This window comes from Duganella dendranthematis, from assembly GCF_012849375.1.
GTDB lineage: Bacteria > Pseudomonadota > Gammaproteobacteria > Burkholderiales > Burkholderiaceae_D > Rugamonas > Rugamonas dendranthematis.
Genome location: NZ_CP051684.1, coordinates 355088 through 381583, shown reverse-complemented (window position 1 = coordinate 381583; position 26496 = coordinate 355088). Strand labels below are relative to the sequence as shown.

Sequence of the window (26496 nt, the reverse complement as noted above, 5' to 3'; positions counted from 1 at the left end):
GTCGCGCATAATGGTCCGATTACTCGCAACGCTGCTCCTGTTACACAACGCGGTAGGAGCCCAAGAAATTTTCCAGCCTGAACGGATCGATGGCATGCCGGAAAGCGCACTGTTTGTAGACCTTCGCCTGAAAATTGAGGCGGCCCATTGTCCAAGTTGGGCTCAGTGCAATGTGCGGGCTTCTGGTACTCACAATGGAAAACAGGTTGGATTGGAGGTTCAGGTCAACGAAGAAAAAACGACCGATCGGGTCCTGAAGGTCACCTACGTGTCTGTAGGGGCCGCCAGCGACCAACTCCTCACCGCGATTGCAGCGCTCTATCGTTTGCCGCTTACCAAGTCCCAATTTAATAAAAGGGTAGTCGCCACCTTAGTCCCCCTGCGAGCGACCAAAGATCAATTGGATGCCAAGGTATTTTTCTTCGCTAATGGACCGGAAGCACGATACGCCGAGCTCTACACAAATATCGACTTGCACCAAGGCGCCCTGTGGATCAAGGAAAAAGACCACGATTACAGGAAAAATGTTCTGGATGCTTTTAGTAAATGATTTTTAACCCCGCAGTCCATCAACGCGAACGCGCTAAAGCGCGCTGGTATTTTGAACTTTAGGCATCAAGTGCATAAATTCCTCACCTCCATTTTTATCGCTATTGTCGGAAGTGTATTGACCGCGATCGCGAGTGCCGCTCCATGCCAGGAGCCAAAACTGGAGTCGGTGCCAAGCACTCATACCGAATGCTACTTCTACAAAGGGACGAGGCATTTCCGTGCGGAGGAGTATTCGGCTGCGCTCAAGGAATGGCTCGTGATCGTGGACAAAACCGACATCCCGGTAGAGCTCGGACATTTCCGTGCTAACGCTCAAAATAACATCGGCTTTCTCTACTACATGGGCTGGGGCGTGGAGCAGAACTCGAAGACTGCTATTGAGTACTGGTTGCCTGCCGCGAAGGCGGGACATCACGAAGCTGCCTATCATCTATGCCATGCATATGCTGATGCGGGGAATCAGCTTGCGCTGGGCTACTGTCGCGAGGCGCTTCGCCGCTATAACAACGGTGGGAGCAGCGATAGCGAAGATAGCGAGGTCGTCGCTCAAATTCGCGAATACATATCGCATCTGGAGGTGCAGTGACGCCTTATCAATCGCTCGGATCGGCTCGCGTCGGCCAGCCGCCGCTCGTGGCGCAGCTTCAACGTTAGGCGCTACTGTATGGCATTTTACCGGCGAGTCTTCAACTTCATGGAAAGAAGTTCCGGGTGATAATCTTGTTGTTCGCTGGTTCGCAGTCTGCCACCGCTGGCTCTTTCTATATTAGGTGTAGCGTTTTTCAGAGCTAAACCGTATAACCCACCAGCTACGCTTAAGGGGACTAATGGTTCGTATAATTCTCGGAATTTTATTGGCACCCTGGCTCTATGTCTTGGTGTGGATGCTTCCTTTACTTGGTCAGTCAGCTTTTCATAAATGGGTTGTAATCAACGCATCCTTTGCCTACCTCGTCTTTCTGGTTTTATCTGGTGTCGCTCATATCGTGCTTACACAGTTGAGTAAGACCAGCATTTACTCCTACTGTACGGTTATGTTTATGGTGGCGGCATTGCTGGATTTCACTCTGTCAGTTTCGATGCTCAGCTATTTTGAATCCAACTTTTATGCTCACACTCAGGTTGTCGAAAACGGTTCGATTACTGCTGCTGGCTACCTGCTTCAAATAAGAGAAAGTGTGATACATGGAGGGATTTCGTCGGCTGCCATGGCGATTTTCTGGTTGGTTGCAATTTGGAAACCGAAAAACAAACCAGTACAGACCTGACGTGGGGTTCTAGTTCGCTCGGACAAAAAAAATAACGCTAACTTACAGACCTCGCGTATGCCTTGCGGCGCCGCTGAACAATCACTTTATAGTTTCTTGCATGTGCACATGTACCGAATACGTACCAATTGAGTTTACGCGCTCTGCTGTTAGTGTGCGCCTGAAGGCGTCGCGCTCGCTACGAAAGTCCTTATCTCTCATCGCTAAACACAAGGATGGGGGAGCACAAGCTCTACTCCTGTGAAGGTTGTGGTCAGCTGTGGCAAGGTAGCCGTGCTTGGAACTGGGGGAACGATGAATACCTGTTTCGAGTACCGGATATCGAAATCTCCGGCTGGTTGAAAGAAGTATTTGTCCAACCCGATGAGTTGCTAATCTATGTAGCCAGAATCGCGGAATTCTTGAAGATTTCCTTTGCTGAAGGCGAGTCTGATTGCCGAATTGGTAGTTGTAAGCAGAAGGCCGTGCAGGGGCTTGCAACCTGCTTACCGCATCATGTTGAGTCACTTCAGGATATGGGCCGGTTTCCCCAGGAGCCAGTTGGCCGTTGGTTTGAACCATATCTGCGTGCTCAAATTGTCCCCAAACTCTAACATCCAGACGTCGTTAACCATGAAATCACTACTCTCAGAAATACAGGCGCTTGAAGTCGAGCTTCATCATCCCGGTGTTCGCTGCGATAGCGATCGACTGGGGCAGCTGTTGCACGCGGAGTTTCACGAAGTCGGCCGCTCGGGTAGAACATATGACCGCGCCATCATTGTGAAGTATCTATCTGAGCAGGAAAATTCGCCATCGGTTGTCTCGGACGATTTTGCCGTCAGCCAGCTGGCGCCGAATACTGCGCTGCTGACTTACCGCTCAGCTCATCGAAAAGAAGATGGCAGCTTGGTAGACCATACCTTACGTTCTTCCGTATGGGTTCGTGTTGAAAACCTATGGCAGTTGCGCTACCACCAAGGCACGCCGGCGCACGAGCTTTGGCATGCATAAACTTAACAATCGTTTCAACTACCTGCGCAGGATGGAGGCGCTGGCTGCCGTCGTGCTGCCAATTGTTTTTATTCTGGACTGGCGCAGGCCTGCCACGGATGTGCATTGGCCACTGGGGCTGGGGGCGTTGGTTTCGGTAAGCTATTTGCTGGTGCAAGGCGCCTTGTATTGGCAGCTGAAGCACAGCGCCTTGTCGGCCTCGGCGCCATTGCCGAGTTATTTCTGCAGGCTGTTCAACGCATTCAAGGCATCGAATCTGGTGCTGTTTGGTGGCGTGGCGCTTGGCTTCGTGGTCCAGATACTGGATGCGGGGTGGAGCGCACAATTGGCATGGCCGCTCGGGATTTTTCTGTTCGCCATGCTGGAGCACATTAACTATTACCATTACCAGCTCATGTATGACACCTCGGCTTCGGTGCGGTATGTGCTACGCAATCGGCGTCTGCGCAAGGCTGCACTCGGCGTCGATTTGAATCGTGGTGCTGATCGTGCTGCTGTGTGTTAAGTTCGGCGGATGGAACTCCATATCATTTACACTGAGGCTGACATGCTTCTATCGAAGGAATGCCTTGATGAGCATGCCGGCTTCAAAACGTCGCTTGGCCCTTGGGAGCAAGATGCTGTGATCGAATACCTTACAGACGAGTACGACCTGAAGCCCTCTGCCGCGATTCAGGTCAACACCTTTGTTGTCTCCGAGGCGCCAACCTGCTTGCTGACTTTCTCATGACCACTGTACAAGCCTCATGTAAATGCCAGCATCCGCCATTCTATTTTGGCGACTACGACACCGTTGAGTGTGGCGACGACCCGCGTGGCGCCGAAGTCTCCTTGTCCACATGCCGGCGCTGCGGCGTGGTGTGGCTGACGTATCTCATTGAGGAACCCCACCGTAGCCGTGCCGGACGCTGGTGGCGCGTCGAAGTAGCTCCCGAGAACAGAGCCCAGGTTTCTGCAGTCAGTGCCAAGGAATTCATTGAACGCCAGCCGAGCGGATACGCCGGCGGCAGCTTCTTCAATTCATCTGGACATGCAATCATCGCTCCCATCCACATCGCTTAGAGCTTTCCGGCGCAAGCATGGCGGCGGTTTATGGTGTACTCAGCTATACTGCGATCCATTGTTAATTCCTTAACTGGGTCGCGTCGATGCCGCCTTTCAATCTGTTCCAGCGCGTCTCCAAGGCGCCCACCAATCCCAATGCGCCGCCCAAGCCGCGCCAGTTCGACGTTGCCGACTTGTACCAGGGACCGTTGAACGTCGCGCAAGGCGAGGGCGTAACAGCGCAGCCGCTGGACGAAAAGCTGCGGCAGGCGTACTTCTGGATCGTCAACAACGCCATCATCAGCCCGCATTACGATATCGAATACAACCGCGGACCGGCGCAATCGTACGCGGTGGGCGACAGCAAGCGCAGCTTGAATCTGCCGTCGGCGCAAAGTTATTCCAGCTTTGTGCTGCTGCCGCTGCTGACCTTCGCCACCCGCCGCAAATGCCTGTTTGTCGGCGGGCCGGGACGCGGCAAGACCGCCAGCGCGATCTTGATGGGCGTACTGTCCGGCGCCAGCGTCAAGCAGGTCAAGCGCGCCATGCAGCACGGCCATCCGCAGATGACGATCGCCGACCTGCTGGGCAATCCGCTGCCGGCGGACCTGGTCAACGCGCAGAACATGGACGACATCCGCATCGCCTGGCGTGCGTGGCTCGGCATGCGGGTCAAGATCATCGACGAATACAACCGCATCCCGCCGCGCACCCAGAGCGCGCTGCTGACGCTGATGGGCGATAACTACGCCGAAGTGCTGAACCACATTTACGAATGCCCGGATTCGGCCTGGTACCTGACCGCCAACGACGATCAGGGCGGCGGCACGTATGAGGTGATCGAAGCGCTGCGCGACCGTATCGACGTGATCGTGCAGGCGCTGGCGTTCAATCCGCGCTTCCTCGGTGAGCTGCTGATGCGCATCGAGGAAAACCTCAAGCCGGAGGAACTGGTGCCGGCGGAGATCATCTTCACGCCGGAAGAAGTGGACCGCATGGTGGAGGAAATCCGCGCCGTGGTGGTGCCGCCGCCGCTGCGTCGCCGGCTCGAATTCTTCACCAGCCAGTTCGAGCTGCTGGAAACCGCCGGCGGCCAGTTTGAATACATGACCAAGGACACCGCGCGCCTGTCCGGCTTCGATTGGGACCAGGTGATCGCCGCCGACAGCGGGCGTGACCGCCTCAAGGATCTGGGCTGCCAGACCCGCAACGGCATCTCGGTGCGCAATCTGATGACCTTATTGATCTACGCGAAGGCGCTGGCTTACTTCCGCGGTAACGGCGAAATCGAACTGGATGATGTGCGTCAGGTGCTGCCGTTCGTCCTGCACGATAAGCTGCAGCCGGACCTCGACGCGCCGTTCTTCGGCCTGCCGGAAAATGCCGCCTATCGCACCGACCGTATCAGCTGGCTGCGCCGCTTGTTCGATCTGTCCAACGCCGACTACGACCGCCTCGACCTCGACCAGCATGATCCGGTGGGCGAGCTGTCGGCGCAGTTCGAAGCGGGCCTGGATGGCCTGAGCGAACGCGATGTGCTGGCGCGCCTCAACAAGATCGAGCGCCATGTCAGTGAGCAGATCAAGGGCCGCAAGCTGTATGGGCATCTGTACGACGACCTGCTCAAGCTGAAATATCTGCACCAGCGCTACACCAACTACCTGGTGTGGGTACGCTCGCAATCATGATCTCCGCGCCATTCGCCAGCCTGCTGGCCGCTGGCCGCCCAGGCTTCAACCGGCGCGTGGCCGAGGCGCGGCGCCGCTATCCCGGCTTTGATGCCGAGGCCTTTGGCAGCTTCCTGGCGACAGCGGCGGACGCGGTGGTCGGCGCGGTTGCGGCGTCCGCGCCGGATCGTGCTGGCCCGGTGGCGCTGGCGGTATTCGACCTGGCCCTGGATCTGACGGCGCACAATCACGGTGGCGCGCTGGCGCGTCAGGTATGGAGTGAGGTGGCGCCGCAATACGCCGCGCTGCTGGCGCAGCAGCCCGCCGCTACACTGGGCATGCTGACCAACGCCGCGCTGCACATGCAAAAGGTGCGTGGCGCGCGGGTGGCGGAATGGCTGGCCTGGATGACGCAACTGGCGCCGCAGGTCGATACGCTACAGCAGGTGGGCGTTGTCGGGCAGATCTGCGCCTGGCGCGCCGGTATGGCGCATTTTCGCCAGGGCGCCATCGCTGCGGCGGAGCAGTTGCCGGCGACGCTGGCGCTGGCCGCCTTTGGCGCGACGGAGGGCGAGTGGCCGGCCGTGCGTGAAGCCTTGCTGCGTGATCCATGGTGGACGCCGGAGGCTGCGGTGCGCCGGCGCGCGGCGGCCGGCATCGAGATCGGCAGCTTCACCGGTTTCGGCGGCGAATTTAGCGCGCCGCCGGAAGTGCGGCCGGCGCAGCAGGGCTTCTGGGTGCGCAGCGGCGAACGCCACGCCTTGCTGGTGGCTGACGCTTGCGGCGCCGTGCTGCATCCGGCGACGGCGGAAGAATATGCCCATCCGCAGGCCGCCACCGATGCCAATATCAGCATCGCCGGCCAGCAGGTCATTCTGAACGGCCGCAGCACGCCGCTCGACTTGCCGGGCGAGGGGCTCAAAGTGGTGTGCAATGCCCATGCCGCCGCGATTACTTCACCTTATAGTCACGCCATTCGCGTGCTGCCGCTGCGATGAATACGCCGCTGCTGGAACAATGGCGCGCCGCGTGGGAGCCAGCGCTTGCCGCGTGGAGCCGATTCACGCGCCTGCGTGACGCGCGCCTGTGCCAGACCACGATGGAAGCGGCCAGAGAAGGCTTGCAAGGCAGCTTTGCCATGATCCGCCTGCGCGATCAGAGTGTGGTGGTCGACCTTCAATCGGTGCGGGAGCTGGGACTGCAGGACTATGCGGTGGAAATTCTCGCGCACGAAATTGGCCACCACATCCTGGCGCCGGCCACCGCTGCCGACCAGTTCCGGTTGGTGGCGCGCTTGCGCCGCGCCTTGCCCACGCTGGAAGCGCATGCGCCCATGGTCGGCAATCTGTACACGGACCTGTACATCAATGACCGTTTGCAGCGCCAGGCCGGCCTGCGCATGGCCGACATCTACCGGCGGCTGCAAGCGCATCACCAGCTTACGAATCACAGCAAGGTATGGCTGCTTTATATGCGCATCTACGAAGAGCTGTGGAAGCTGCCCAGGGGAGACCTGGGCGGCGGCGCCGCCGATGATGCGATCGATACCGACGCCTGGCTCGGTGCGCGCCTGATCCGCGTCTATGCGAGGGACTGGATGGACGGCGCCGGCCGGTTTGCCACGCTGCTGCTGCCGTATCTGGTGGAAGGGCAGGACCAGGCGCAAGAATTCAGCCGCATGTTCGACACCCGCGATGCGGCCGAAGGTTGTGAGCCCGCCGGCGGCCAGCAAATCGAGCCGGGAGAACTGGAGCCGGCCATCCATCCGGTGCACGACCCGCGCATCTCCGGGCTGGAAAATGAGACACAGCAGGAAGCCGGCGCCGACCAGCAGGGCGGCCAGACCCGCGAGCCATTCGAGTACGGCGAAATCCTCAAGGCCAGCGGCGTCAAACTGAGTGAAGAGCAAATCGCGATCCGTTATTATCGTGAACGCGCCTTGCCGCACCTGATCTCCTTTCCCAAGATGCCTGCGCCTTCAACCGACCGGCTGCAACTGGAAGGTGTGGAAGCGTGGCAGATCGGCGACCCGCTGGAACAGATCGACTGGCTGCAAAGCGTGATCCAGAGCCCGCGCCCGATCCCCGGCATCACCACCGTACAGCGTCGCTATGGACCGGATGGCGTGCGGCCACCCAAGCCGATGCCGATAGACCTGGACATGTACGTCGACAGCTCCGGCTCGATGCCCGATCCGCGCCAGCGCACATCGTATCTTGCGCTGGCCGGCGCCATCATTGGCTTGTCCGCGCTGCGTGCTGGCTCCCGCGTGCAGGTTACGCTGTGGAGCGGCAAAAACCAGTTCATGTCGACCGACGGCTTTACGCGCAACGAAGACGAGGTGCTGGGCATCCTGACTGGCTTTTACGGCGGCGCCACCTGCTTCCCGATTCACAAATTGCGCGACACCTTCAAAAGCAAACGCGCGTGCCGCACGCACATCCTGATGATTTCGGACGATGGCATCACTACCATGTTTGACCAGGATGAACGCGGCAACGACGGCTGGAGCATCGCCGCCACTGCGCTCAAGAACGGCGACGCCGGCGGCACCATGGCGCTCAATATCCCCACCGATTGGGCGCAAGGTGAACCTTCTTGGTATCAGCGTGCCTACAAGGATCTGAAGCGCGCACGCAGCGAGCAGGATTGGCAGATCCATGCGATTGCGAAGTTTGAAGACTTGGTAGAATTCGCGCGCGCCTTCAGCCGGCGCCACTACGCCCCAAACAGCGCGCCGCAGAAAGAGCACCCATGATGGAAAAATCCGGCCCCGCCCTCGAAATCCTGCTGCACCGGCTGGCCGAAACGCCGGCCGAATTCCTGGCCGAACCGCGCATCGGCAAGACCGGCACCGTGCATGTCGCGGCGCTGGTGAACGATGTCCTCGCGCTGCACGGACAACGCGCCTCGCTGGCGGCGCTGGAGCATTTCAGCGCCGCCGATGCAGACGTACGGCGCGACCGCAATCGCCTGGCGTTGGTGATGATTGCCCTGTGGCTGCTGGCCGATGACTGGTTTGTCGCCGCCGCGCCGCCACAGAGCCAGGTGCTGCATTTGTTGGGAAGCGTGGTGACTGAGCTGGCGCAAGCCGGCGGCGCCCATCAATTCGTCGAAGACCCGGACCGCCGCGAAGAACTGGTACGGGTAACGCTGGCGCGGCTGGACTACCGGCCCGATGGCGAAACCCTGGCGCAAGCTACCGACCGCCTGTCCCGCATCAGCGGCGTTGAGCGCAAGCGACTGCTGGAGGCCAGCCGCGTGGCCGAACAGCGCGCCGCCGACATTCGTGCCGCGCTGGCACGCAAGGCGGCCGAGGAATCCGCCGACAAATGGTCGCGCGAATGAGTGTGGCGCAGGCAGACGCAGAGCGCGAACGCTTTCCCACGCTGAGCGCCGCCGGCAGCGCGATGCTGGCCTTCCTGCGCGAGCATCCGGCGGCGCCGGCCTACCGGAACGAAAGCGGCAACAAACTGCTGGCGCATGAGGTGGAGGAGGTACGCCACTTCGAGCGCGAGGTGGTCACCGCCCGCGTCGGCTGGCCGGCAGGCGGCAAGCCAGCGTGGCTGATGGACTTTGTGCGTGACACCTTCGCCAGCGTGCCGCATTACCGCCAACTGGGTTCCGTGCCGCGCGATTTCGAGACGCTGCCTACCGTCAGCCGTGCCGACTTTGCGCACGACATCGCGGCCTTTGTGCCGGACAGCGCGGACCTGACGCGCATGATCAACTTCCGCACCACTGGCACCACCGGCCATCCGCTGGTGATTGCGTCCCATCCGGTGGTGGCGGCGCGTTATCTGGCGTTCCACAAGCGCGCCATGCGCCGCTTTGGCGTGGAGCTGACGCATGGCGCAGGGCAGGTGGGGGTGGTGCTGCTGGGTTACCAGAAGCGCTGCTTCACCTACGTGTCGGTCACGCCGACCATGGGCGAATCAGGGCTGGCCAAGATCAACCTGTATCCCGACGAATGGCGCAGCCCGGACGATCGCGCCACTTATCTGGATGCGCTGGCGCCGGAAGTGGTGGCGGGCGATCCGATATCGTTTGCCGAGCTCTTAAAACTGCCGCTGACCATGCGGCCACGCGTCCTGCTATCGGTGTCGATGCTGCTGCTGCCGGCCTTGCGCGCGCAACTGGAGCAGCGCTTCGGCTGCCCGGTGCTGGATATTTATTCGCTCAACGAAGTCGGTCCCGTTGCCGTGTTTGACGCTGCCGCCGGCGGCCATGTGCTGCTGCAACCGCAGCTCTACGTCGAGCTGCTCGACCCTGCGGGCCGCCCCGTCGCGCCGGGACAACGCGGCGAAATCACAGTTACCGGAGGGTTCAATTTCTGCCTGCCGCTGCTACGTTACCGGACTGGCGATCATGCCTCGCTGGCGTTCGGCGCTGGCGACGACGCGCCGGTGCTGCTTGGCTTGTCCGGACGTTCGCCGGTGCGCTACCGTACACGTAGCGGCTGGATCAACAACATCGACGTCACGCACGCGTTGCAGCACCTGCCGATTCCGCACTTCGGCGTGCACCAGTGCGCGGACGGCCGCGTGATACTGCGGCTTGCCCAGGCCCGCACGCAGTTGGGCGAAGATGCGCGCCGCGCGTTGGAGGCGCTGTTCGGCGCCGGCGCGGTAGCGCTGGAAGTGCTGACGGCGCAGGACAAGACGGTGCAGTACAGCTCAGACCTTGACGGAGCACACGGATGAAGCAATTTCGAACGGGACTGGTGGTTGGTAAATTCAGCCCGCTGCATCTCGGGCATGAGCTGTTGATCCAGCGCGCCATGGCGGCGTGTGAGGAAACGCTGATCATCAGCTATTCCGAGCCGGAGTTGCCTGGCTGCGAATCGTACCTGCGCGAGCAATGGCTGCGCGCGCGCTTCCCGCAGGCGGTGGTGTTGGTGCTGCACAACGATCAACACGCGCTGCCGCACAACGACGCCGACGCGCTGGTGCACCGACGGCTGATGGGATGGGCGTGCGTGCACTTGTTGAAGCGCGAGGTCGATGCGGTGTTCACCAGCGAGGATTATGGCGACGGCTTTGCGGCAGAACTTAGCCGCTACTTCGGCGGCCGGCCGGTACATCATGTGATGGTGGATCAGGCGCGCACGCTGGTGCCGGTATCGGGAACCAGGATTCGCAGCGACCCGCATGCCCATCGCGCCTTCCTGTCGCCCGAGGTGTACGCCAGCTTTGTGCAGACCGTGTGCTTCCTCGGTGGAGAATCCAGCGGCAAGAGCACCATGGCGGAGGCCATGGCTGCGCGGCTGGAGACCATATGGGCAGCGGAGTATGGACGCGAGCTGTGGGTGGAGAAGGATGGCCATCTTGTCTACGAGGACATGCGCCACATCGGCGAAGTGCAGCAACAACGTGAACGCCAGCTGCGCGGGCAGGCCAACCGCTTCCTGATCTGCGACACGTCAGCGCTGACCACCTTGTTCTACTCGCGCGAGATGTTTGACCGCGTCGACTCGGCGCTGGAAGACATGGCGCAGCTACGCTACGACCATGTCTTTCTGTGCGCACCGGACTTCGACTTTGTGCAGGACGGCACCCGGCGCGAAGCCGGCTTTCGCCAACGCCAGCACGACTGGTATATCGCCGAACTGCAGCACCGTCACATTCCCTACATCCTGCTTTCCGGCGCGCTGCCGCAGCGGATCGCCGCCGTGCTGGAGCATCTGGACGTTTATTTCACGCCGTCATATACCAGCTTGGTGAAGAACTCGCCGTTGATGACATAAGCGCCATACTTGGCGTCATACGCTGCGGTCGGCTTGGCGGCGACTACCTGTTCCAGCGTCTTGCCTTGTTTTTTCAGTGCGGTCACCTGGTCGCGTACACTGACCAGCATGTCGCGCCAGGCGATCAGGTCGGCGCGGGTGCCGGTGTTGCCGTGGCCCGGAACGATCTGCGTGTGGTCGGTGGTAGCATCGATCGCCTTGTTGGCCCAGGCGATGGTGTTGCCGACGCTGCCGCCGTGTTCGTTATCGATGAACGGGTAGTAGCTGTTCCAGAAAGTATCACCGAGTACCAGCACATCGGCTTTTTTCAGGTAGACCCACAGGTCGCCATCCGTGTGGCCGTTGCCGTAGTTGCGGATCATTACTTGCTCGCCGCCGAATTCCATGGTCTTGCTGTCTTTGACGAGGATGGTGGGACGCGCCTCTTTCGGCCAGACGTCGAAGGTATAGCTCCAGTCGTCCACGCGGGTGGCTTCCGACAGGTGCTTGACTGTCTGCGGCGCGCCGATGATGGTGGCGCCGGCGGCATGCATCCAGGCGTTACCATCCGTGTGGTCCCAGTGGTAGTGGGTGTTGACCAGGTACTTCAGCGGCGCCGGGCCGAGCTTGTTCAAGGCGGCGGTCAGCTTGTCTTTCGACACGGCAATGCCGGAGTCGATGACGAACTTCCCCTGTGGGCTGGTGTACACGATGATGTTGCCGCCCGAGCCGTACAGCACGCTGACATTGCCGCGCAGCGTCTCGACCGTGATATCGGCCTTGGCGGTGGCTTCATTGATCTTGACGACCGGGCTGTTGGGATCGGCGGCGTGGGCCAGCGGCAGTCCGGTGACGACGAGCAGCGCGACAGCGGCGATGGGGTTTTTCATTTTGAATCTCCTGAAGAGGTATGTTGGTGTGAAAGGAGTTTAGGAGATCGAAATGATTTACAGAATGCCTAGAAAAGGTGAAAATTTGCTTTATCGTCTCATGCTTAAGAGGGGGCACGATGGTCAAATATCTGATTTCTTTCCCCAGCGCGGCAATGCGGGTGCCGGCTGACGAATTGGAAGTGGTGGGGCATGCCGCGCGTGCGGTGATCGAAGAGAGCAAGGCGGCCGGCGTCTACGTCTTCGCCGGCGGCATCAACGAAAGCGTGCCGCCGGTGCTGGTGTCGGCGGACGGTACGACGGAAGAGGGCGGCTATCCGTGGGCGCCGCCGCTGAACGGTGGCTTCACCGTGCTAGAGCTGCCGTCGCACGACGATGCGCTTGCCTGGGCGGCACGGATCGCCAAAGCCTGCCGCTGCAACCAGGAACTGCGCGTGTTTCAGTTCGATCCGCAATCCTGACCGTGCCGTTTTAAAGTAGCGACTGAACTTATCTATCAGCCGCGATATCGCCAAACACCGCAGCCATACGGCGGTGCTGAGCGATTCCGAGTGGCTTGCTGCCGCATTCGGGGCGTGCCAGAATGATCACTTTTGCCGAAACCGGTCAGCCCGCTTTGACTGACCAACTCCCGTGGACACTGCAGCAACTGCTGTCCCCAGAGTTCTGGCCTGATGCACCATGAGCGCACTGTTTTATGATCCGCTGCCATGGCGGAAGGACATCGATTTCTGGCCGCCTGAAGCGGGGATGATTAGCCATCATCCCCGGCTGCTGCTGACGCAGCGTTGTGCCGAGCTACTGGCCCATCTGGCCCGGTGGCAGCAGCAGCAAGGCAACCAGTGTCCGTTGTGGCGCCGGCTGATTGTTCTGCAGCGCCGCCGCATCGCGCGGATGCCCTGCTGAAGAGCATAGGCGAAGCCAATTGCGCTGACCTGCCGGATATCTGCCCGTGGACCTTTGAGCAGGTACTGGCTGAAGATTACTTGCCGTCGTAAGTCACGCGGAAGATGCGGCCGCCGTAGTCGTCGGACACCAGCAGCGAACCATCGGCCTGCGTCACCACATCCACCGGCCGGCCCACCACCTCGTCACCGCGCAGGAAGCCGTCGATAAAGGCGGTATCGCTGACCAGCTTGTTACCGTACAGCGTGATCAGATGCACCGTGTAGCCGCTCTTGGTGCTGCGGTTCCACGAACCATGCTCGGCCACGAAGATGTTGTTGCGATAGATCTCCGGGAACTGCTTGCCGGTGTAGAAGCTCATGCCCAGCGGCGCCACGTGCGGCCCCAGCTTGGCGACCGGCGGCTCGAACTCCTCGCAGGTGCGGTTCTTGCCAAATTCAGGATCCGGCACCACGCCGCCGTGGCAGTACGGGAAACCGAAATGCTGGTTCGGCTTGGTCACCACGTTCAGTTCGCAGGACGGCGTGTTATCGCCCAGCTCATCGCGGCCATTGTCGGTGAACCACAACTGTTTGGTCGACGGATGGAAATCGAAACCGACCGTATTGCGCACGCCGCGCGCCACTTCCTCCAGCTGGCTGCCGTCCGGATTCATGCGGTAGATCTTGGCGCTCCTGGTGTCGTCGGTATCGCAGATATTGCACGGCGCGCCGACCGGAATGTACAGCTTGCCATCCGGTCCGGCCCGCATCACTTTCTCGCCATGCCACTTGTCGCTCGGCAGGCTGGTCTTGACCACCGCATACGACGGCTTCTGCGCATAACGCTTGTCGATGTTGTCGAAACGGATCACGCGGCTGATTTCGCCCACGTACAGCGCGCCGTTCAGCAGCGTCACGCCGATCGGGTTTTCCAGTCCCTCGGCCACGGTCACCACCTCGGCCGACTGCTTGTCCGCACGTGGCACCAGCGCATAGACTTTACCCGCCTTGCGCGAGCCGGCGTAGACAATGCCGCTGTCCGACACCACCATGCTGCGCGCCGTCGTCGCGCCATCCGCATACACGCTGATATGGAAACCCTTCGGCAGCTTGAAACCGCTCAGCAGGTCGGTGGCGGTCGGCTTGGCCGCTGCGGCGGCAGGGGCCACCGCAGGCGCAGCCAGCTTCTTGTTGGCGCTGGCGGCAATGTAATCGGCCAGCGACGCAATTTGCGCCGCGCTCAGCGTTGGCGACCAGGCCGGCATATTCTTCTCCGGCACGCCCTTGCTGATGATCTTGATGAGATTGGCCTTGGTCGGCGCGCCGTGGATCCAGGCGTGCTCGCCCAACGTCGGGCCGATGGCGCCTTCCATTTTGGCGCCGTGGCAGACGGCGCAGTTGGCTAGATAAAGTTTGTCGGCGGTTTGCGCCGAAGCGGTGAAGGCAGTGAACGCCATGCCGATGGCGGCGGCTTGCAGAGCGAACTTGTGCATTGTTGTTTTCCCCTGTTGGTTGACGGCGTATTGTACAGCCGCCAACCCGGGGTCAGTTCTGCCTAATGCACACGAGCGCAGCCTTAACGTGCGGCGGCGGTCCGCAGCGGCAATGCCGGCAAGCGGCGAGGCGCCGGCTGAGTACGCGCGGCGGCCATTGGCGACACGCTGGCGGTACGCGGCCCGCCATCAACCTGGAACACGCTGACCAGCTCAGCCAGATGGGCCGACTGGCCTTGCAGCGCTTCGGCAGCCGCAGCGGCTTCCTCCACCAGCGCGGCGTTCTGCTGCGTCACGCCATCCATTTCCATGATGGCCTGGTTGATCTGCTCGATGCCGGCTTCCTGCTCGCTGCTGGCGGCCGTGATCTGCTCCATGATCTCGCTGACGTTGCGGATGCTGCCGACAATCTCCGCCATGGTCTTGCCGGCTTCGTCCACCAGCATGCCGCCGTTGGCGATCTTCTCGACCGACTCGTTGATCAGCAGCTTGATGTCCTTGGCGGCGCTGGCCGAGCGCTGCGCCAGCGTGCGCACTTCCTGCGCCACCACGGCGAAGCCGCGGCCCTGTTCGCCGGCGCGGGCGGCTTCCACCGCGGCGTTCAACGCCAGGATATTGGTCTGGAAGGCAATGCCGTCAATGACGCCGATGATGTCGACGATCTGGCGCGACGAAGCGCTGATTTCTTCCATCGTAGTCACCACGCCGCCGACCACTTCGCCGCCACGCACGGCCACGCCGGACGCGCTGGCTGCCAGCTGGTTGGCCTGGCGCGCAAACTCGGTATTCTGCTTGACGGTGGCAGTCAGTTCTTCCATCGACGAAGCCGTCTCTTCCAGCGAGCCGGCCTGCTGCTCGGTGCGCGACGACAGATCCTGGTTGCCGCTGGCGATTTCATCGGCGGCGGTCGCGACCGAATCGGTGCTGCCGCGCACTTCGCTGACAATGGCGGCCAGCCGCTCGCGCATCGCCGCGATGCTGTACAGCAGGCTGCTGTTGTCGCCGTCGGCCAGTTGTACCCGTACCGTCAAGTCGCCGCCGGCGATGCGGTCGGTGATGCCGGCTGCATAGCCCGGTTCGCCACCCAGTTGTTTCAGCAGCGAACGGCTGATCAACCAGCCCAGCGCCAGTGCCGCCACGATCGAGATCGTGCTCAGCACGACGATCATCAGCGCCGAACCGATGCTGCGGTCATGGATGGTCTTGCCGATCTCGTCGATGACAGCCTTCTGACGCTCAACCAGTGCAGCCATGCTGGCGACATACACCTCGCCCGCAGGAATGAACTCTTTCTCGATGATCTGGTTGGTGTGCTCGATATTGCCGGCCGCTTTTTCCGCAAAGGCTTGTTTGCGGATGGCCTGGTAGGTTTTGCGTTTGTCCTGCGCGGCGTCGAACAGCGACTTGGCCTGGCTGTCGCTCAGCAGCTCGACGATCTGGCGCTGATAGCCTTCGGCGATTTTCGAGGTGCTGGCGATGCCGTCCTCAAACATTTTTTGAGTAGCAGGATCGTCGGTCTTGGAAGCCGCCAATGCGCGTTGCACATTGATTTCAACAATGCCTTTCCAGCCGCTGACCAGGCGTTCGGTCTTCAGATGCTGGTCGAGCAGGGCGTCGGTGTCCTGCGCGGTTTGACGGATGCTCATCCAGCTGGCGATGGCGACAGCGAGTAACAGCAACAGCGTCACGCCAAAGCCGATGGCCAAGCGGTTGCTGACTTTCATTTCAGATAATTTCATGATGCCTCCGTATGGTGGTGAAGTGGTTATGTCTTGGAGGAGTTATTATTATTTAAATGCAAATTAATATTGCTTCTAAACATTATATCAGTGAATCATAAATGCCGTACGGCAACAGATCGTTTCTTACTTTTATTTACAAAGTTGAAGAGCTTGGGTACGCTGCGGCCATGACCAACATCCTCGATTTCCACGTGCCGTTCGACGGCCATGTGCTGAAGGCGGACCACTACGTTGGCCGCGACAGCAATCGCATCCTCTACCTGCACGGCGCCGGCAACAGCCAGCGCCACAGTCACCGCCTGCTGCGCGGCGCCTTGCAGCAGCGCGGCCTGGGCAGCGTGTGTTTCGACGCCATCGGCCATGGCGAGACGGGCGGCACGCTGGCGCAGTCGTCGGTGGCCAGCCGCACGCGGCAGGCGCAGGCAGTGATGGCGGCACAGGCAATGCCGGAGCCGCTGGTGGTGTTTGGCAGCAGCATGGGCGCCTACAATGCGATCCGGCTGACCGAGCAGCACAAGATCGATGCGCTGGTACTGATTGTGCCGGGCGTCTACACGCCGTCGGCGTATGACGTGCCGTTCGGCCCTGATTTCTCGACCGTCATCCGGCGCGAACGTAGCTGGGCCGATAGCGATGCGTGGGAGATTCTGTCGCGCTTCGAGGGCCGGCTGCTGGTGATCCACGCCGAGCACGACGCCACCATCCCGCTGGAAATTTCCGAGCGCCTGGTGGCCGCCGCCACGCGCGCCCAATCGCGCCAGCTGTTCATCGTTCCAGGCGCCGAGCACAACCGCCTATGGGCACTGCTGGCCGAAACGCCAGCCGACTTCAACGCGGCATTGGAGTTGGTGCTGGAGGTGGTGGATGGCGGAAGGCAGTAGGAGTCGAACTTACGAGGGAGCGTCTGACGCCCCCCACCGGGTTTGAAGCCCGGCCCCATCACCGGATGAGTGTGCCTTCCATATTGACTTGATTGCTATAGTTCAGCTGCTGTACGACCACACGGCGTTCGGTCGCACCAGATGGACGTTGCCAATCCGGCGAGTATAGCCGACGCGGTCGAAGAACTCCAAGATCTGAATCGCCCGCTTGCGGCCAATGCCGGTCGCATCGCGGAACGACGACGCCTGCACGTCGGGCAGCGTGGCCACCAGCCGCGCCAGCTCGTCCAGCCGCTGCGGATGATAGAACAAATCCGTCACCACCTGGCTCAATTCACCCGTTTTGGATAGCTTGAGCAGCAGGCGCCGCACCTCGGCTTCCGGCAGATGGTGTTCGCGCATCAGCTCGCGTACCCAGGGCGGATCGAAGCCGCCTGCCAGCAGCGACGCCATCAGCGGCGCTACCAGAACCTGTTCCTCTGCACTCAGCTCGACGCTATGCCCGGGCAGGTGCAGGCTGCGGCCGCGCTGCTTGATCGCACCGCTGGCCAGCAGGGTGTCGACCAGGCGGCTCCACAAACGGTCTTCCATCTCCGGCGAGACGATGCGTTTCAAGCGCCACAGCTCCGGCCCCGCATCATCCGGCGCGCGCGCGTGGAACTCGGTCAGCGCCGCCAGGATGCGCGCTTGCAGCGCCTGCACCTCGCCCGCGGCGATCAGCAGCTGGTCGCCGCCTTGCAGGCTGACGGTTTGGGTGCCCGGCGGCGCGCTGATTTCTTCGGCCGGCAGTTGCGACAGCCGCACCAGCGTCGAGACCCGTATTCCCAGCGGCCCGCGCGCCAGCAGCGCAGCGATGTCGCCGGTGGCGATGTAATCGGCCAGCGCATCCAGCCACGCCAGCCGCGTTGCACTGCGCCGCTTGCGCGCCGGCCCGAAGGGATCGAGCACCATGCCGCCGCCGATGGTGGTGGTGGCTTGCGCGTTGCGGATCACAAAGCGGTCGCCCGGCACCGCATGCACCGGCGCGTCCAGCACCAGTTGCACGCGGCCGCTATGGCCGGGCGCCAGCACCTCGTCGTCCAGCAGCACCACGTTGGCGGTGTGATGGGCAGCACCCAAATGCACGTGCACCGGCGACCATGGCTTGAGCGTCTGGCCGCAGTCCGCCGTCAGCGTCAGCTGCACGTCGATCCGCTCGGAGCAGGCGGCAAGCGCCGGCGCCACTACCCAGGTGCCGCGCGCGATCTCGTCCTTGCTTACGCCGCCCAGATTCAGCGCCAGGCGTTGTCCGGAGCGGCCCATATCGGACGAGCGGTTCTGCGCATGGATGCTGCGCACCCGCGCCTCCTGGCCGCCGGGCGCCAGCTGCAGCGTGTCGCCCACGCGCACGCTGCCCGCCAGCGCGGTGCCGGTGACGATGGTCCCTTGGCCCGCCAGCGTGAACACCCGGTCCACGCCCAGCCGGAACAAGCGCCGCTCGTCACTGGCCGGCAGCGTCGCCGCCATCTGCGCCAGATGGCGCAACAGCCCCTTGACGCCGATATCGCCTTCCAGCGTTGCATTGGTGCGGAAGATCTGCGCGCCCGCGAAGTCGGTCGGCGCCAGCAGCGCGTGGATTTCCGCTTCCAGCTGCTCCAGCCGCTGGCTGTCGGCGCGGTCGATCTTGGTCAGCGCCACGGCGCCGCGCCGGACGCCCAGCAGCCGCAGGATGGCCAGATGCTCCAACGTCTGCGGCATGATGCCGTCGTCGGCGGCGATCACCAGCAGCGCGGCGTCGATGCCGGTCACGCCGGCCGCCATGGTGCGAATGAATTTCTCGTGGCCCGGCACGTCGATCACGCCGAGGATCTCGCCGCCTTCCAGTGGCGCGTAGGCGTAGCCGAGTTCAATCGAAATGCCGCGCGCTTTCTCTTCCTTCAGGCGATCGGTATCGACGCCGGTGAGGGCGCGCGTCAGCGTGGTTTTGCCGTGGTCGATGTGTCCTGCGGTGCCGACGATCATGCTGTGAGCAGCCCCAGTTGTTCGATGAAGCGCTGCTGCTGATAGTCCTGCAGGCAGCGCAGGTCGAGCCACAGTGCGTCCTGCGCCACGCGGCCGATCACCGGCAGCGGCAGCGCGCGCAGGCGCTGTTCCAGCACGCCCAGCGCGTTGCTGACGCGGCCCGCAGCGGCCGGCCGCACCACCAGGCCGTGGCTCGGCAACTGGTCGACCGGCAGCGCGCCGCTGCCGATCTGGCTGAACATCGCTGCGTCGGTCACTTCATAGCCGGCGCCCAGCGCGGCCTGCAACTGTGGCAGGATGGCTTGCGCCTGCGCGCGCATGTCGGCGGCGGGGCGGGTCAGCAGCTTGAGGGTGGTCAAGCGCTCCGGCAGCAGGTCCGGCGCGCGGTACAGGGCCAGCACCGGTTCCAGCGCGGCCAGCGTCAGTTTGCCGACGCGCAGCGCGCGCTTCAGTGGATTCTTTTTGATCTGCGCGATCAGGTCCTTGCGGCCGACGATGATGCCGCACTGCGGCCCGCCCAGCAGCTTGTCGCCGCTGAAGGTCACCAGGTCGGCGCCGCCTTCGATGGTCTCGCGCACAGTGGTTTCGTGCGGCAGGCCATACTGTTCAAGATCGACCAGCGTGCCGCTGCCCAGGTCCACCGCCAGCGGGATATTGTGCTTCTTCGACAGCGGCGCCAGTTCGTCCAGCTCGATGCTCTTGGTGAAGCCGGTGATGGCGTAATTGCTGGTATGGACCTTCATCATCAGCGCAGTCTGTGGGCCGGCTGCTTCGTCGTAGTCCTTCAAATGCGTACGGTTGGTGGCGCCGACTTCGCGCAGCACCGCGCCGGCGCGCGTCATCACGTCCGGAATGCGGAAGGCGCCGCCGATCTCCACCAGCTCGCCGCGCGAGACGATCACCTCTTTGCCGAGTGCCACCGTGTTCAGCATTAGCAGCACGGCGGCGGCGTTGTTGTTGACGATGGTGGCCGCTTCGGCGCCGGTCAGTTCCAGCAGCAGTTCTTCGATTAGGTTATCGCGGTCGCCGCGTTTGCCGGTGTCGATGTCCCACTCCAGGTTCATCGGCCAGCGCATCGAATCCACCACCGCTTGCACAGCGGCGTCGGGCAGCAAGGCGCGGCCCAGATTGGTGTGCAGCACGGTGCCGGTCAGGTTGAACACGGGCCGCAGCGGCGAAGCGTTTTGTTCCTGCAGCCGCGCCGCCAGCATCGCCAGCAGCGACGGGATGCTGGTGTCGGGCGCGCCGGTCACGGCCGCCGCCGTCTCGCCGCCTTCGCGCGCGGCCAGCAGCATGGCGCGCAACTCGGCCAGCAGCGCGCGCGCCGCGTCCAGCGTCTGCACGCGGCCATAGGCGGCCAGCAGCGGCTCGCAGCCGGCGTCCGACAGGATCAGGTGCACGGCAGGCAGGCGGATGGCGCCGGCCGGCACGCCAGCGGCCGACACGGCGCCGTGCAGCGTGTTGTCTGAGCGGGCGGACTGCTCGCTCATTCGGCGTTAAACCACAGCAGGGGATTGCCGCTGGAGCGCGAGTAGCCAGCTTCGCCCACCAGCACGTCCAGCGCCAGGCTGGCCAGATCGTCGGCCAGCGGCTCGACGTTGTAGTCGTGCTCCTGGTTGAAGATCTTGCGGTAGGTATGACACGAGTCGCAGATCTCGGCGCGCGCGACCCGGCTTGGATCGTTGGCCTTGTTGACCGGCTCATTCGGGTCCACCGCCGGCATGCCGCCTTCCGGCTCGATGCTCTGGTAGGCCACGCCGGCCGTGCTTTCGCAGGTGGTGCACTTGACGCGCACCATGTGCCATTCGCTGGCGCAGCAGCTGCATTGCAGGTAGCGGTAGCCTTGCGACTGGCCGCCGATACGGATCACGCTGGCCACCGGATGGGCGCCGCACACCGGGCACAGGGTGTTGGTCACCAGCGGCTGCACGCGTTTCGCATCCAGCTGGCTGGCGCGCATGGTCCACATGACTTGCAAGGCCGCAGCCACGAACGGCGCGTGCAGCGGATGCACGCCTTCGGTCAGTTCGGCCAGTACGGCGTCGGCGCAGCCTTCCAGCTCTGCGCTGTCGAGCGCACGCAGCTCGGCCAGCACGGCCGCGAGTTGCGGCTGGCTGGCGGCCAGCGGATCCAGTTGGTCGAGGATGGCGTCAAACACGCGGCGCCAGGTGGCCGGACGCTGGCCGCTGACCGGCAGCGGCGGCATATGGTGGTCGATGGCCAGTTCGATGCCTGCGGCGTCTGGCAAGGCGAAAGTCTCCGCCGGCAGCGTGCGGATCACCGCGGCCTGGGCGTCCACCAGCGCCGCCATCATCAGCAGGTAACCCTTCATGGTATCGCCGACCGGGATACCCTTGATTTGATTATCTGCCAACTGGCGCAGGCGCGTGGCGCGTCCGGTGAACAGGCTGCGTGCTTCAGGCAGCAGCAGGCGCGGGATGGACGTGTGATCGAGGGACTCGATCTCGCCAGGTTCTAACAAACGTTGTACCAAAATATCTCCTTTGCCGGTGGCGGAGAGCTGCCGGCTCAGGTGATATTTTAATCCCAAATCGGCAGCGCTGTAGCTTCGTCCCGGCGGGCGGTCTTTAAGAAGGGGAAGTCATACTTCAGGGAGGGAAAAATGGCGCGCCATTGCGGCGCGCCATGACACTAGTTTCAGTCGCGTGATTTTTTGATCACTGCTTCAAACCAGCGCGGATGGTGCTTGCGCGCCCAGCCATAGGTGACGGTGCCGCGCACCATGGCGCCGATCGAACCCTTGACCCACAGTGCTGCGTAGATGTGGACAATGATCGAGCAGATGATGCCGAACGCGCACACCGCATGCAGCAGCGCCGCCGCGCGGATCAGCGGGATCGGGAAATAGAACGCGAAGTACGCGCGCCAGATCACGATACCCGACAACAGCAGCCCGCACATGCACGCGATCAGCACGAAGAACAGAATCTTCTGGCCGGCGTTGTACATGCCGATTTTCGGCAGCTTGTCTTCGCGGTTGTTCAGCACATCGCCGATTTGCTTCATCCACTGCTTGTCGGCGGCGTCGATGTGGTTGTGGTGCCAGAAGCGCAGCACCAGGATGGCGAAGGAGACAAACATCACCAGCCCGATGAAGGGATGGAGGATGCGGGTCCACTGGCCGCCACCGAGGAACATATACATCCACGACATCGCCGGATGGAACATGGCGAGGCCGGACACCGCCAGCAAAATGAAGCAGATGGCCGTGATCCAGTGGTTGCTACGCTCGTTGGGCGTGTAACGCTGGATCAGCGGATTGCCGTCTTTATCGCGGTTGGAGTGGCTCATGGTGCTTCCTCCCTGATGCGTTGTGCCTCGGCCAGCGCTTCGGCTTCTTCATCCTTCGACACTTCGTTCGGACCGATGCGCGAGTAGTGGAACCAGCCGGCCAGCGCTGTCATGGCGATACCCGCCAGTGCCAGCGGCTTGGTCAGGCCTTTCCACAAACCGACCGTGACGCCGATGCTCGGGTCCTTTTTCAGGCCGTGATACAGCGACGGCTGGTCCGCGTGGTGCAGCACGTACATGACGTGCGTGCCGCCCACACCGGCCGGGTCGTACAGGCCGGCGTGCTCGAAGCCGCGCGACTTCAGATCCTCGATGCGCTCGGCAGCGTGCTCCTTCATGTCCTCCTTGGTGCCAAAGGTGATGGCGCCGGTAGGGCAGGTTTTGACGCACGCAGGTTCCTGGCCGACGGCCACACGATCCGAACACAGCGTGCACTTGTAGGCGCGGCTGTCTTCCTTGGAAATGCGTGGCACGTCGAACGGGCAGCCGGCGACACAGTAGCCGCAGCCAATGCAGTTCTCCTGATGGAAATCCACAATGCCGTTGGTGTACTGGACGATGGCGCCCGGCGCCGGGCAGGCTTTAAGACAGCCCGGATCTTCGCAGTGCATGCAGCCGTCCTTGCGGATCAGCCATTCGAGGTCGCCCTTCGGGTTCTCGTATTCCGAGAAGCGCATGACGGTCCAGGATTTCGCCGTCATGTCGATCGGGTTGTCGTACACGCCGGTGGTTTCACCCACCTCGTCGCGCAGATCGTTCCACTCCATGCAGGCCGTTTGGCAAGCCTTGCAGCCGATGCATTTGGAGACGTCGATCAGCTTGGCGACCGTGCCTGTGACCGGGGTACGCGCCTGGGGCGGCGTCACCGTGGTCGCGGACATGCGCAGGATATCAAGTGATTGTAATGACATAGTGTGCTCTCCTTCGGCTTAAGCTTTTTCCACTTTCACCAGGAACGATTTCGATTCCGGTGTCTGTGAATTGCCGTCGCCCACGGTAGGCGTCAGCGTGTTGACAAGGTAGCCCGGTTTGGTCAGGCCCTTGAAGCCGAAGTTGATCGGCAGGCCGACGTGGTGCATCGGTTTGCCGTCAATCGTCAGTTGCTTGATACGCTTGGTCACCACCGCTTTGGCGATGATGTAGCCGCGCTTGGACGACACCTTGACCCGGTCTCCATGCACCACGCCGACTTCCTTGGCCAGCGCTTCGCCGATTTCCACGAACTGCTCCGGCTGCACGATGGCGTTGAGGCGCGCGTGCTTGGTCCAGAAGTGGAAGTGCTCGGTCAGGCGGTAGCTGGTGGCCGCATGCGGATACTCGTCCTTCTTGCCCAGTTTCTTGCGGTCGTTCGGGAACATCCGTCCGGCCGGGTTGTTGAAGGCCTTGGGATTGTTCGGGTGCATCGGGTTGTGCCCGATCGGCGATTCAAACGGCTCGTAGTGTTCCGGGAACGGCCCTTCGGCCATCGCGTCACGCGAGAAGAAGCGGGCCACGCCTTCGGCCAGCATGATGAACGGACCCATGCCGTTTTCCGGCGGCTCGTCGGCCTTGTAATCGGGCACGTCGGCGCCGGTCCAGGCCGTGCCATTCCACGAGATCAGCTTGCGGGTTGGATCCCACGGCTTGCCCTTCATGTCGGTCGAGGCGCGGTTGTACAGCACGCGGCGGTTGGCCGGCCAGGCCCAGGCCCAGTTCAGCGTATTGCCGATACCGGTCGGGTCGCTGTTGTCGCGGCGGCCCATTTGGTTGCCGGCGGCGGTCCACGAACCGGCAAAGATCCAGCAACCGCACGCGGTGCTGCCGTCGTCCTTGAGTTGAGCGAAGCCTGCCAGCTGCTCGTTCTTCTTCAGGATGACTTTGGTCGGATCTTTCGGATCGGTGATTTCCTTCAGCGCTTTACCGTTGAATTCCATCGCGATCTCTTCCGGCGTCGGCGAGTTCGGGTTGCTGTAGTTCCAGGTCAGATTCAGGATCGGATCCGGGAACTTGCCGCCTTCGGTCTGGTACGCCTTTTTGAGGCGCAGGAACAGCGCCGACATGATGTCAAGGTCGGACTTGGCCTGGCCTGGCGGCTCGGCGCCTTGCCAGTGCCATTGCAGCACGCGCGACGACGACACCAGCGAACCGCGTTCTTCCGCGAAGCACGAGGTCGGCAGGCTGAACACCTCGGTCTGGATCTGCGCCGGATCGACCTTGTGGAAGTCGCCGTGCGGTTTCCAGAACTCGGCGGTCTCGGTCTGCAGCGGGTCCATGATGGCCAGCCACTTCAGCTTGGACAGCGAGTCGGTGATCTTCTGCTTGTCCGGGCCGGAGGCCAGGATGTTGAAGCCCTGGCAGATGTAGCCGGTCATCTTACCCTGATTCATCAGCTCGAAAGCCTGCATCATGTCGTAAGGTTTATCCAGCTTCGGCAGGTAGTCGAAGGCGTAGTTGTTGTCTTCGGTCGCAGCATCGCCCCACCAGGCCTTCATGAAGGAGACCAGGAATTTCTTGGAGTTGCTGTAGTAGCTCAGCTGGTTCGGACGCAATGGTTTCAGTGCGCGCTTGGCAACATAGGCATCCCAATCCTGCTCCGACTCGCTCGGCAGGGTCAGGTAACCCGGCAGCATATTGGTCAGCAGGCCCAGGTCGGTCAGACCCTGGATGTTGGAGTGGCCGCGCAGCGCGTTCATGCCGCCGCCGGCGATACCCATATTACCCAGCAGCAGCTGCACCATGGCGCCGGTACGCAGGGTTTCCGCGCCGGTCGAGTGCTGGGTCCAGCCCAGTGCGTACAGGATGGTCGCGGCACGGCCCGGCACAGCGGTCGAGGCCAGCGCTTCGGCCACCAGATGGAATTTCTCCGGTGGCACGCCGCAGGCCCGCTCCACCATTTCTGGCGTGTAGCGCGAGTAGTGCTTCTTCATCAACTGGTACACGCAGCGCGGATGCTCCAGCGTCGGGTCGACCTTGGCATAGCCGTCGTCGCCCATCTCGTAGTTCCAGCTGCTCTTGTCCGCGTACTTGTTGGCCGCGTCGTCCCAGCCCGAATACAGGCCGTCGTTGAAGGCGAAATCTTCGCGGACGATAAACGGCATGTCCGTATAGTTACGAACGTACTCGTGTTGAATCTTGTCGTTGGTGAGCAGGTAATTGATGATACCGCCCAGGAACACAATATCCGCACCGGTGCGCGTAGCGACGTAATGGTCCGCTACCGAAGCCGTTCGGGTAAAGCGTGGATCGACCACGATCAGCTTGGCGCCGCGATGCGCTTTTGCTTCCGTGACCCATTTAAACCCGCAAGGGTGTGCTTCTGCTGCGTTGCCGCCCATGACCAGGATGACATCAGCATTCTTGATGTCAACCCAGTGATTCGTCATCGCACCACGTCCAAATGTCGAGGCAAGACCTGCCACCGTTGGACCGTGTCAAACACGTGCTTGGTTGTCGAATGGGAGCATGCCAGTGGCACGCATCGTTTTATGGGTTAAATAGCCGACTTCGTTGCTGGCCGCCGAAGCGCACAGCATGCCGGTGGTGGTCCAGCGGTTGACGGTTTTGCCGTCTTCGGTTTTTTCGATGAAGTTGGCGTCACGGTCAGCCTTCATCAGTTTAGCGATGCGGTTCAGCGCGTCATCCCACGACATCGGGCTCCATTCGCTGGCGCCGGGCGCGCGGTATTGCGGCGCAAGCAGGCGGTTCGGCGAGTGGATGAAGTCGATCAGCGAAGCGCCTTTCGGGCACAGCGTGCCGCGGTTGACCGGGTGGTCGGCGTCGCCTTCAATGTGGATGATGCTGGCGGTGGCGTTTTTGGCGCCGTCGCCCAGGCCGTACATCAAAATGCCGCAACCGACGGAGCAGTAGGGGCAAGTGTTGCGGGTTTCGGTACTGCGCGCCAGCTTGTACTGCCGGACTTCGGCCAAGGCCGTTGCCGGCGCAAAGCCGAGGAGCGCAATGCTCGAACCCGCGATGGTCGCGCCGGTTACCCGAAGGAACTGGCGTCTCGACATCTGGTTCATGGGATTACCTCTCTAATTGTCTAGTGACCTCCCAAGTTTA

Annotated in this window: 26 protein-coding genes and 1 tRNA gene; 17 read left to right on the top strand and 10 right to left on the bottom strand. The window is 62.1% G+C overall.

Annotated features, from left to right (window positions below):
• Positions 1-94: 94 nt before the first annotated feature.
• The 14 genes from HH213_RS01850 to HH213_RS01785 all read left to right on the top strand — a co-directional run bounded on the left by HH213_RS01850 (position 95) and on the right by HH213_RS01785 (position 11270).
• Positions 95-550 (top strand): hypothetical protein, encoded by a 456-nt coding sequence (locus tag HH213_RS01850; protein WP_169110403.1) that lies wholly within the window; start codon positions 95-97, stop codon positions 548-550.
• 69 nt (positions 551-619) lie between these two features.
• Positions 620-1138 (top strand): SEL1-like repeat protein, encoded by a 519-nt coding sequence (locus HH213_RS01845; RefSeq protein ID WP_169110401.1) that lies wholly within the window; start codon positions 620-622, stop codon positions 1136-1138.
• Between the two features lie 268 nt (positions 1139-1406).
• Positions 1407-1820, top strand: coding sequence for a hypothetical protein (locus HH213_RS01840; protein WP_169110399.1), 414 nt, complete (start codon positions 1407-1409; stop codon positions 1818-1820).
• A 215-nt stretch (positions 1821-2035) separates the two neighbouring features.
• The gene (locus HH213_RS01835) at positions 2036-2413 is read left to right on the top strand and encodes a hypothetical protein (RefSeq protein WP_169110397.1); all 378 of its coding nucleotides are present in this window, start codon (positions 2036-2038) and stop codon (positions 2411-2413) included.
• A 19-nt stretch (positions 2414-2432) separates the two neighbouring features.
• Entirely contained in the window at positions 2433-2813 is a 381-nt protein-coding gene (locus HH213_RS01830) for a nuclear transport factor 2 family protein (RefSeq protein WP_169110395.1), read from the top strand.
• Positions 2806-3318 (top strand): hypothetical protein, encoded by a 513-nt coding sequence (locus tag HH213_RS01825; protein ID WP_169110393.1) that lies wholly within the window; start codon positions 2806-2808, stop codon positions 3316-3318. Before HH213_RS01830 ends, HH213_RS01825 begins: the two co-directional genes overlap by 8 nt.
• A gap of 9 nt (positions 3319-3327) precedes the next feature.
• Entirely contained in the window at positions 3328-3543 is a 216-nt protein-coding gene (locus HH213_RS01820) for a hypothetical protein (RefSeq protein ID WP_169110391.1), read from the top strand.
• Complete coding sequence (locus tag HH213_RS01815; protein WP_146235974.1) at positions 3540-3875, top strand: hypothetical protein; 336 nt, start codon at positions 3540-3542, stop codon at positions 3873-3875. The genes HH213_RS01820 and HH213_RS01815 overlap by 4 nt, the downstream gene beginning before the upstream one ends.
• 86 nt (positions 3876-3961) lie before the next feature.
• On the top strand, positions 3962-5545 hold the full coding sequence (locus HH213_RS01810; protein WP_169110389.1) for an AAA family ATPase: 1584 nt from the start codon (positions 3962-3964) through the stop codon (positions 5543-5545).
• A complete protein-coding gene (locus HH213_RS01805; protein WP_169110387.1) occupies positions 5542-6522 on the top strand; it encodes a hypothetical protein in 981 nt (326 codons plus the stop codon). Before HH213_RS01810 ends, HH213_RS01805 begins: the two co-directional genes overlap by 4 nt.
• Positions 6519-8282, top strand: coding sequence for a vWA domain-containing protein (locus HH213_RS01800; protein WP_169110385.1), 1764 nt, complete (start codon positions 6519-6521; stop codon positions 8280-8282). The genes HH213_RS01805 and HH213_RS01800 overlap by 4 nt, the downstream gene beginning before the upstream one ends.
• Entirely contained in the window at positions 8279-8872 is a 594-nt protein-coding gene (locus tag HH213_RS01795) for a hypothetical protein (protein ID WP_169110383.1), read from the top strand. Before HH213_RS01800 ends, HH213_RS01795 begins: the two co-directional genes overlap by 4 nt.
• Positions 8857-10227, top strand: coding sequence for an AMP-binding protein (locus HH213_RS01790; protein WP_169110381.1), 1371 nt, complete (start codon positions 8857-8859; stop codon positions 10225-10227). The genes HH213_RS01795 and HH213_RS01790 overlap by 16 nt, the downstream gene beginning before the upstream one ends.
• Positions 10224-11270, top strand: coding sequence for an AAA family ATPase (locus tag HH213_RS01785; protein ID WP_169110379.1), 1047 nt, complete (start codon positions 10224-10226; stop codon positions 11268-11270). Before HH213_RS01790 ends, HH213_RS01785 begins: the two co-directional genes overlap by 4 nt.
• On the opposite strand, the gene HH213_RS01780 is transcribed toward HH213_RS01785, so the two are convergent.
• Positions 11216-12139, bottom strand: a complete 924-nt coding sequence (locus tag HH213_RS01780; RefSeq protein ID WP_110848977.1) for an MBL fold metallo-hydrolase — start codon at positions 12137-12139, stop codon at positions 11216-11218. The genes HH213_RS01785 and HH213_RS01780 overlap by 55 nt on opposite strands.
• A gap of 119 nt (positions 12140-12258) precedes the next feature.
• Between HH213_RS01780 and HH213_RS01775 the strand changes: the two genes are divergently transcribed.
• Positions 12259-12600 carry a YciI family protein gene (locus HH213_RS01775; protein ID WP_169110377.1) on the top strand — a complete coding sequence of 114 codons (342 nt, stop codon included), beginning with the start codon at positions 12259-12261 and terminating at the stop codon, positions 12598-12600.
• Between the two features lie 220 nt (positions 12601-12820).
• Positions 12821-13045 carry a hypothetical protein gene (locus HH213_RS01770; RefSeq protein ID WP_169110375.1) on the top strand — a complete coding sequence of 75 codons (225 nt, stop codon included), beginning with the start codon at positions 12821-12823 and terminating at the stop codon, positions 13043-13045.
• Positions 13046-13121: 76 nt separating this feature from the next.
• Here HH213_RS01770 and HH213_RS01765 read toward each other — a convergent pair whose 3' ends face one another.
• A complete protein-coding gene (locus tag HH213_RS01765) occupies positions 13122-14483 on the bottom strand; it encodes a PQQ-dependent sugar dehydrogenase (protein ID WP_169114902.1) in 1362 nt (453 codons plus the stop codon).
• 119 nt (positions 14484-14602) lie between these two features.
• Complete coding sequence (locus HH213_RS30500) at positions 14603-16258, bottom strand: methyl-accepting chemotaxis protein (protein WP_169110373.1); 1656 nt, start codon at positions 16256-16258, stop codon at positions 14603-14605.
• Positions 16259-16428: 170 nt separating this feature from the next.
• Between HH213_RS30500 and HH213_RS01755 the strand changes: the two genes are divergently transcribed.
• Positions 16429-17142 (top strand): alpha/beta hydrolase, encoded by a 714-nt coding sequence (locus tag HH213_RS01755; protein ID WP_169110371.1) that lies wholly within the window; start codon positions 16429-16431, stop codon positions 17140-17142.
• Here the strand turns inward: HH213_RS01755 and HH213_RS01750 are convergent.
• The 7 genes from HH213_RS01750 to fdnG all read right to left on the bottom strand — a co-directional run bounded on the left by HH213_RS01750 (position 17127) and on the right by fdnG (position 26456).
• Positions 17127-17222 (bottom strand) — tRNA-Sec (locus HH213_RS01750). The genes HH213_RS01755 and HH213_RS01750 overlap by 16 nt on opposite strands.
• Before the next feature lie 22 nt (positions 17223-17244).
• Entirely contained in the window at positions 17245-19143 is a 1899-nt protein-coding gene (gene selB, locus HH213_RS01745) for a selenocysteine-specific translation elongation factor (RefSeq protein WP_169110369.1), read from the bottom strand.
• On the bottom strand, positions 19140-20633 hold the full coding sequence (gene selA / locus HH213_RS01740; RefSeq protein ID WP_169110367.1) for an L-seryl-tRNA(Sec) selenium transferase: 1494 nt from the start codon (positions 20631-20633) through the stop codon (positions 19140-19142). The genes selB and selA overlap by 4 nt, the downstream gene beginning before the upstream one ends.
• Positions 20630-21637, bottom strand: coding sequence for a formate dehydrogenase accessory protein FdhE (gene fdhE / locus HH213_RS01735; RefSeq protein WP_110848971.1), 1008 nt, complete (start codon positions 21635-21637; stop codon positions 20630-20632). The genes selA and fdhE overlap by 4 nt, the downstream gene beginning before the upstream one ends.
• Positions 21638-21801: 164 nt before the next feature.
• On the bottom strand, positions 21802-22455 hold the full coding sequence (locus HH213_RS01730; RefSeq protein WP_110848970.1) for a formate dehydrogenase subunit gamma: 654 nt from the start codon (positions 22453-22455) through the stop codon (positions 21802-21804).
• Positions 22452-23366: a formate dehydrogenase subunit beta gene (gene fdxH / locus HH213_RS01725; protein ID WP_110848969.1), complete on the bottom strand. Its 915-nt coding sequence runs from the start codon at positions 23364-23366 to the stop codon at positions 22452-22454. The genes HH213_RS01730 and fdxH overlap by 4 nt, the downstream gene beginning before the upstream one ends.
• Positions 23367-23384: 18 nt before the next feature.
• Positions 23385-26456: a formate dehydrogenase-N subunit alpha gene (gene fdnG / locus HH213_RS01720; RefSeq protein ID WP_169110365.1), complete on the bottom strand. Its 3072-nt coding sequence runs from the start codon at positions 26454-26456 to the stop codon at positions 23385-23387.
• Between the last annotated feature and the right edge of the window lie 40 nt (positions 26457-26496).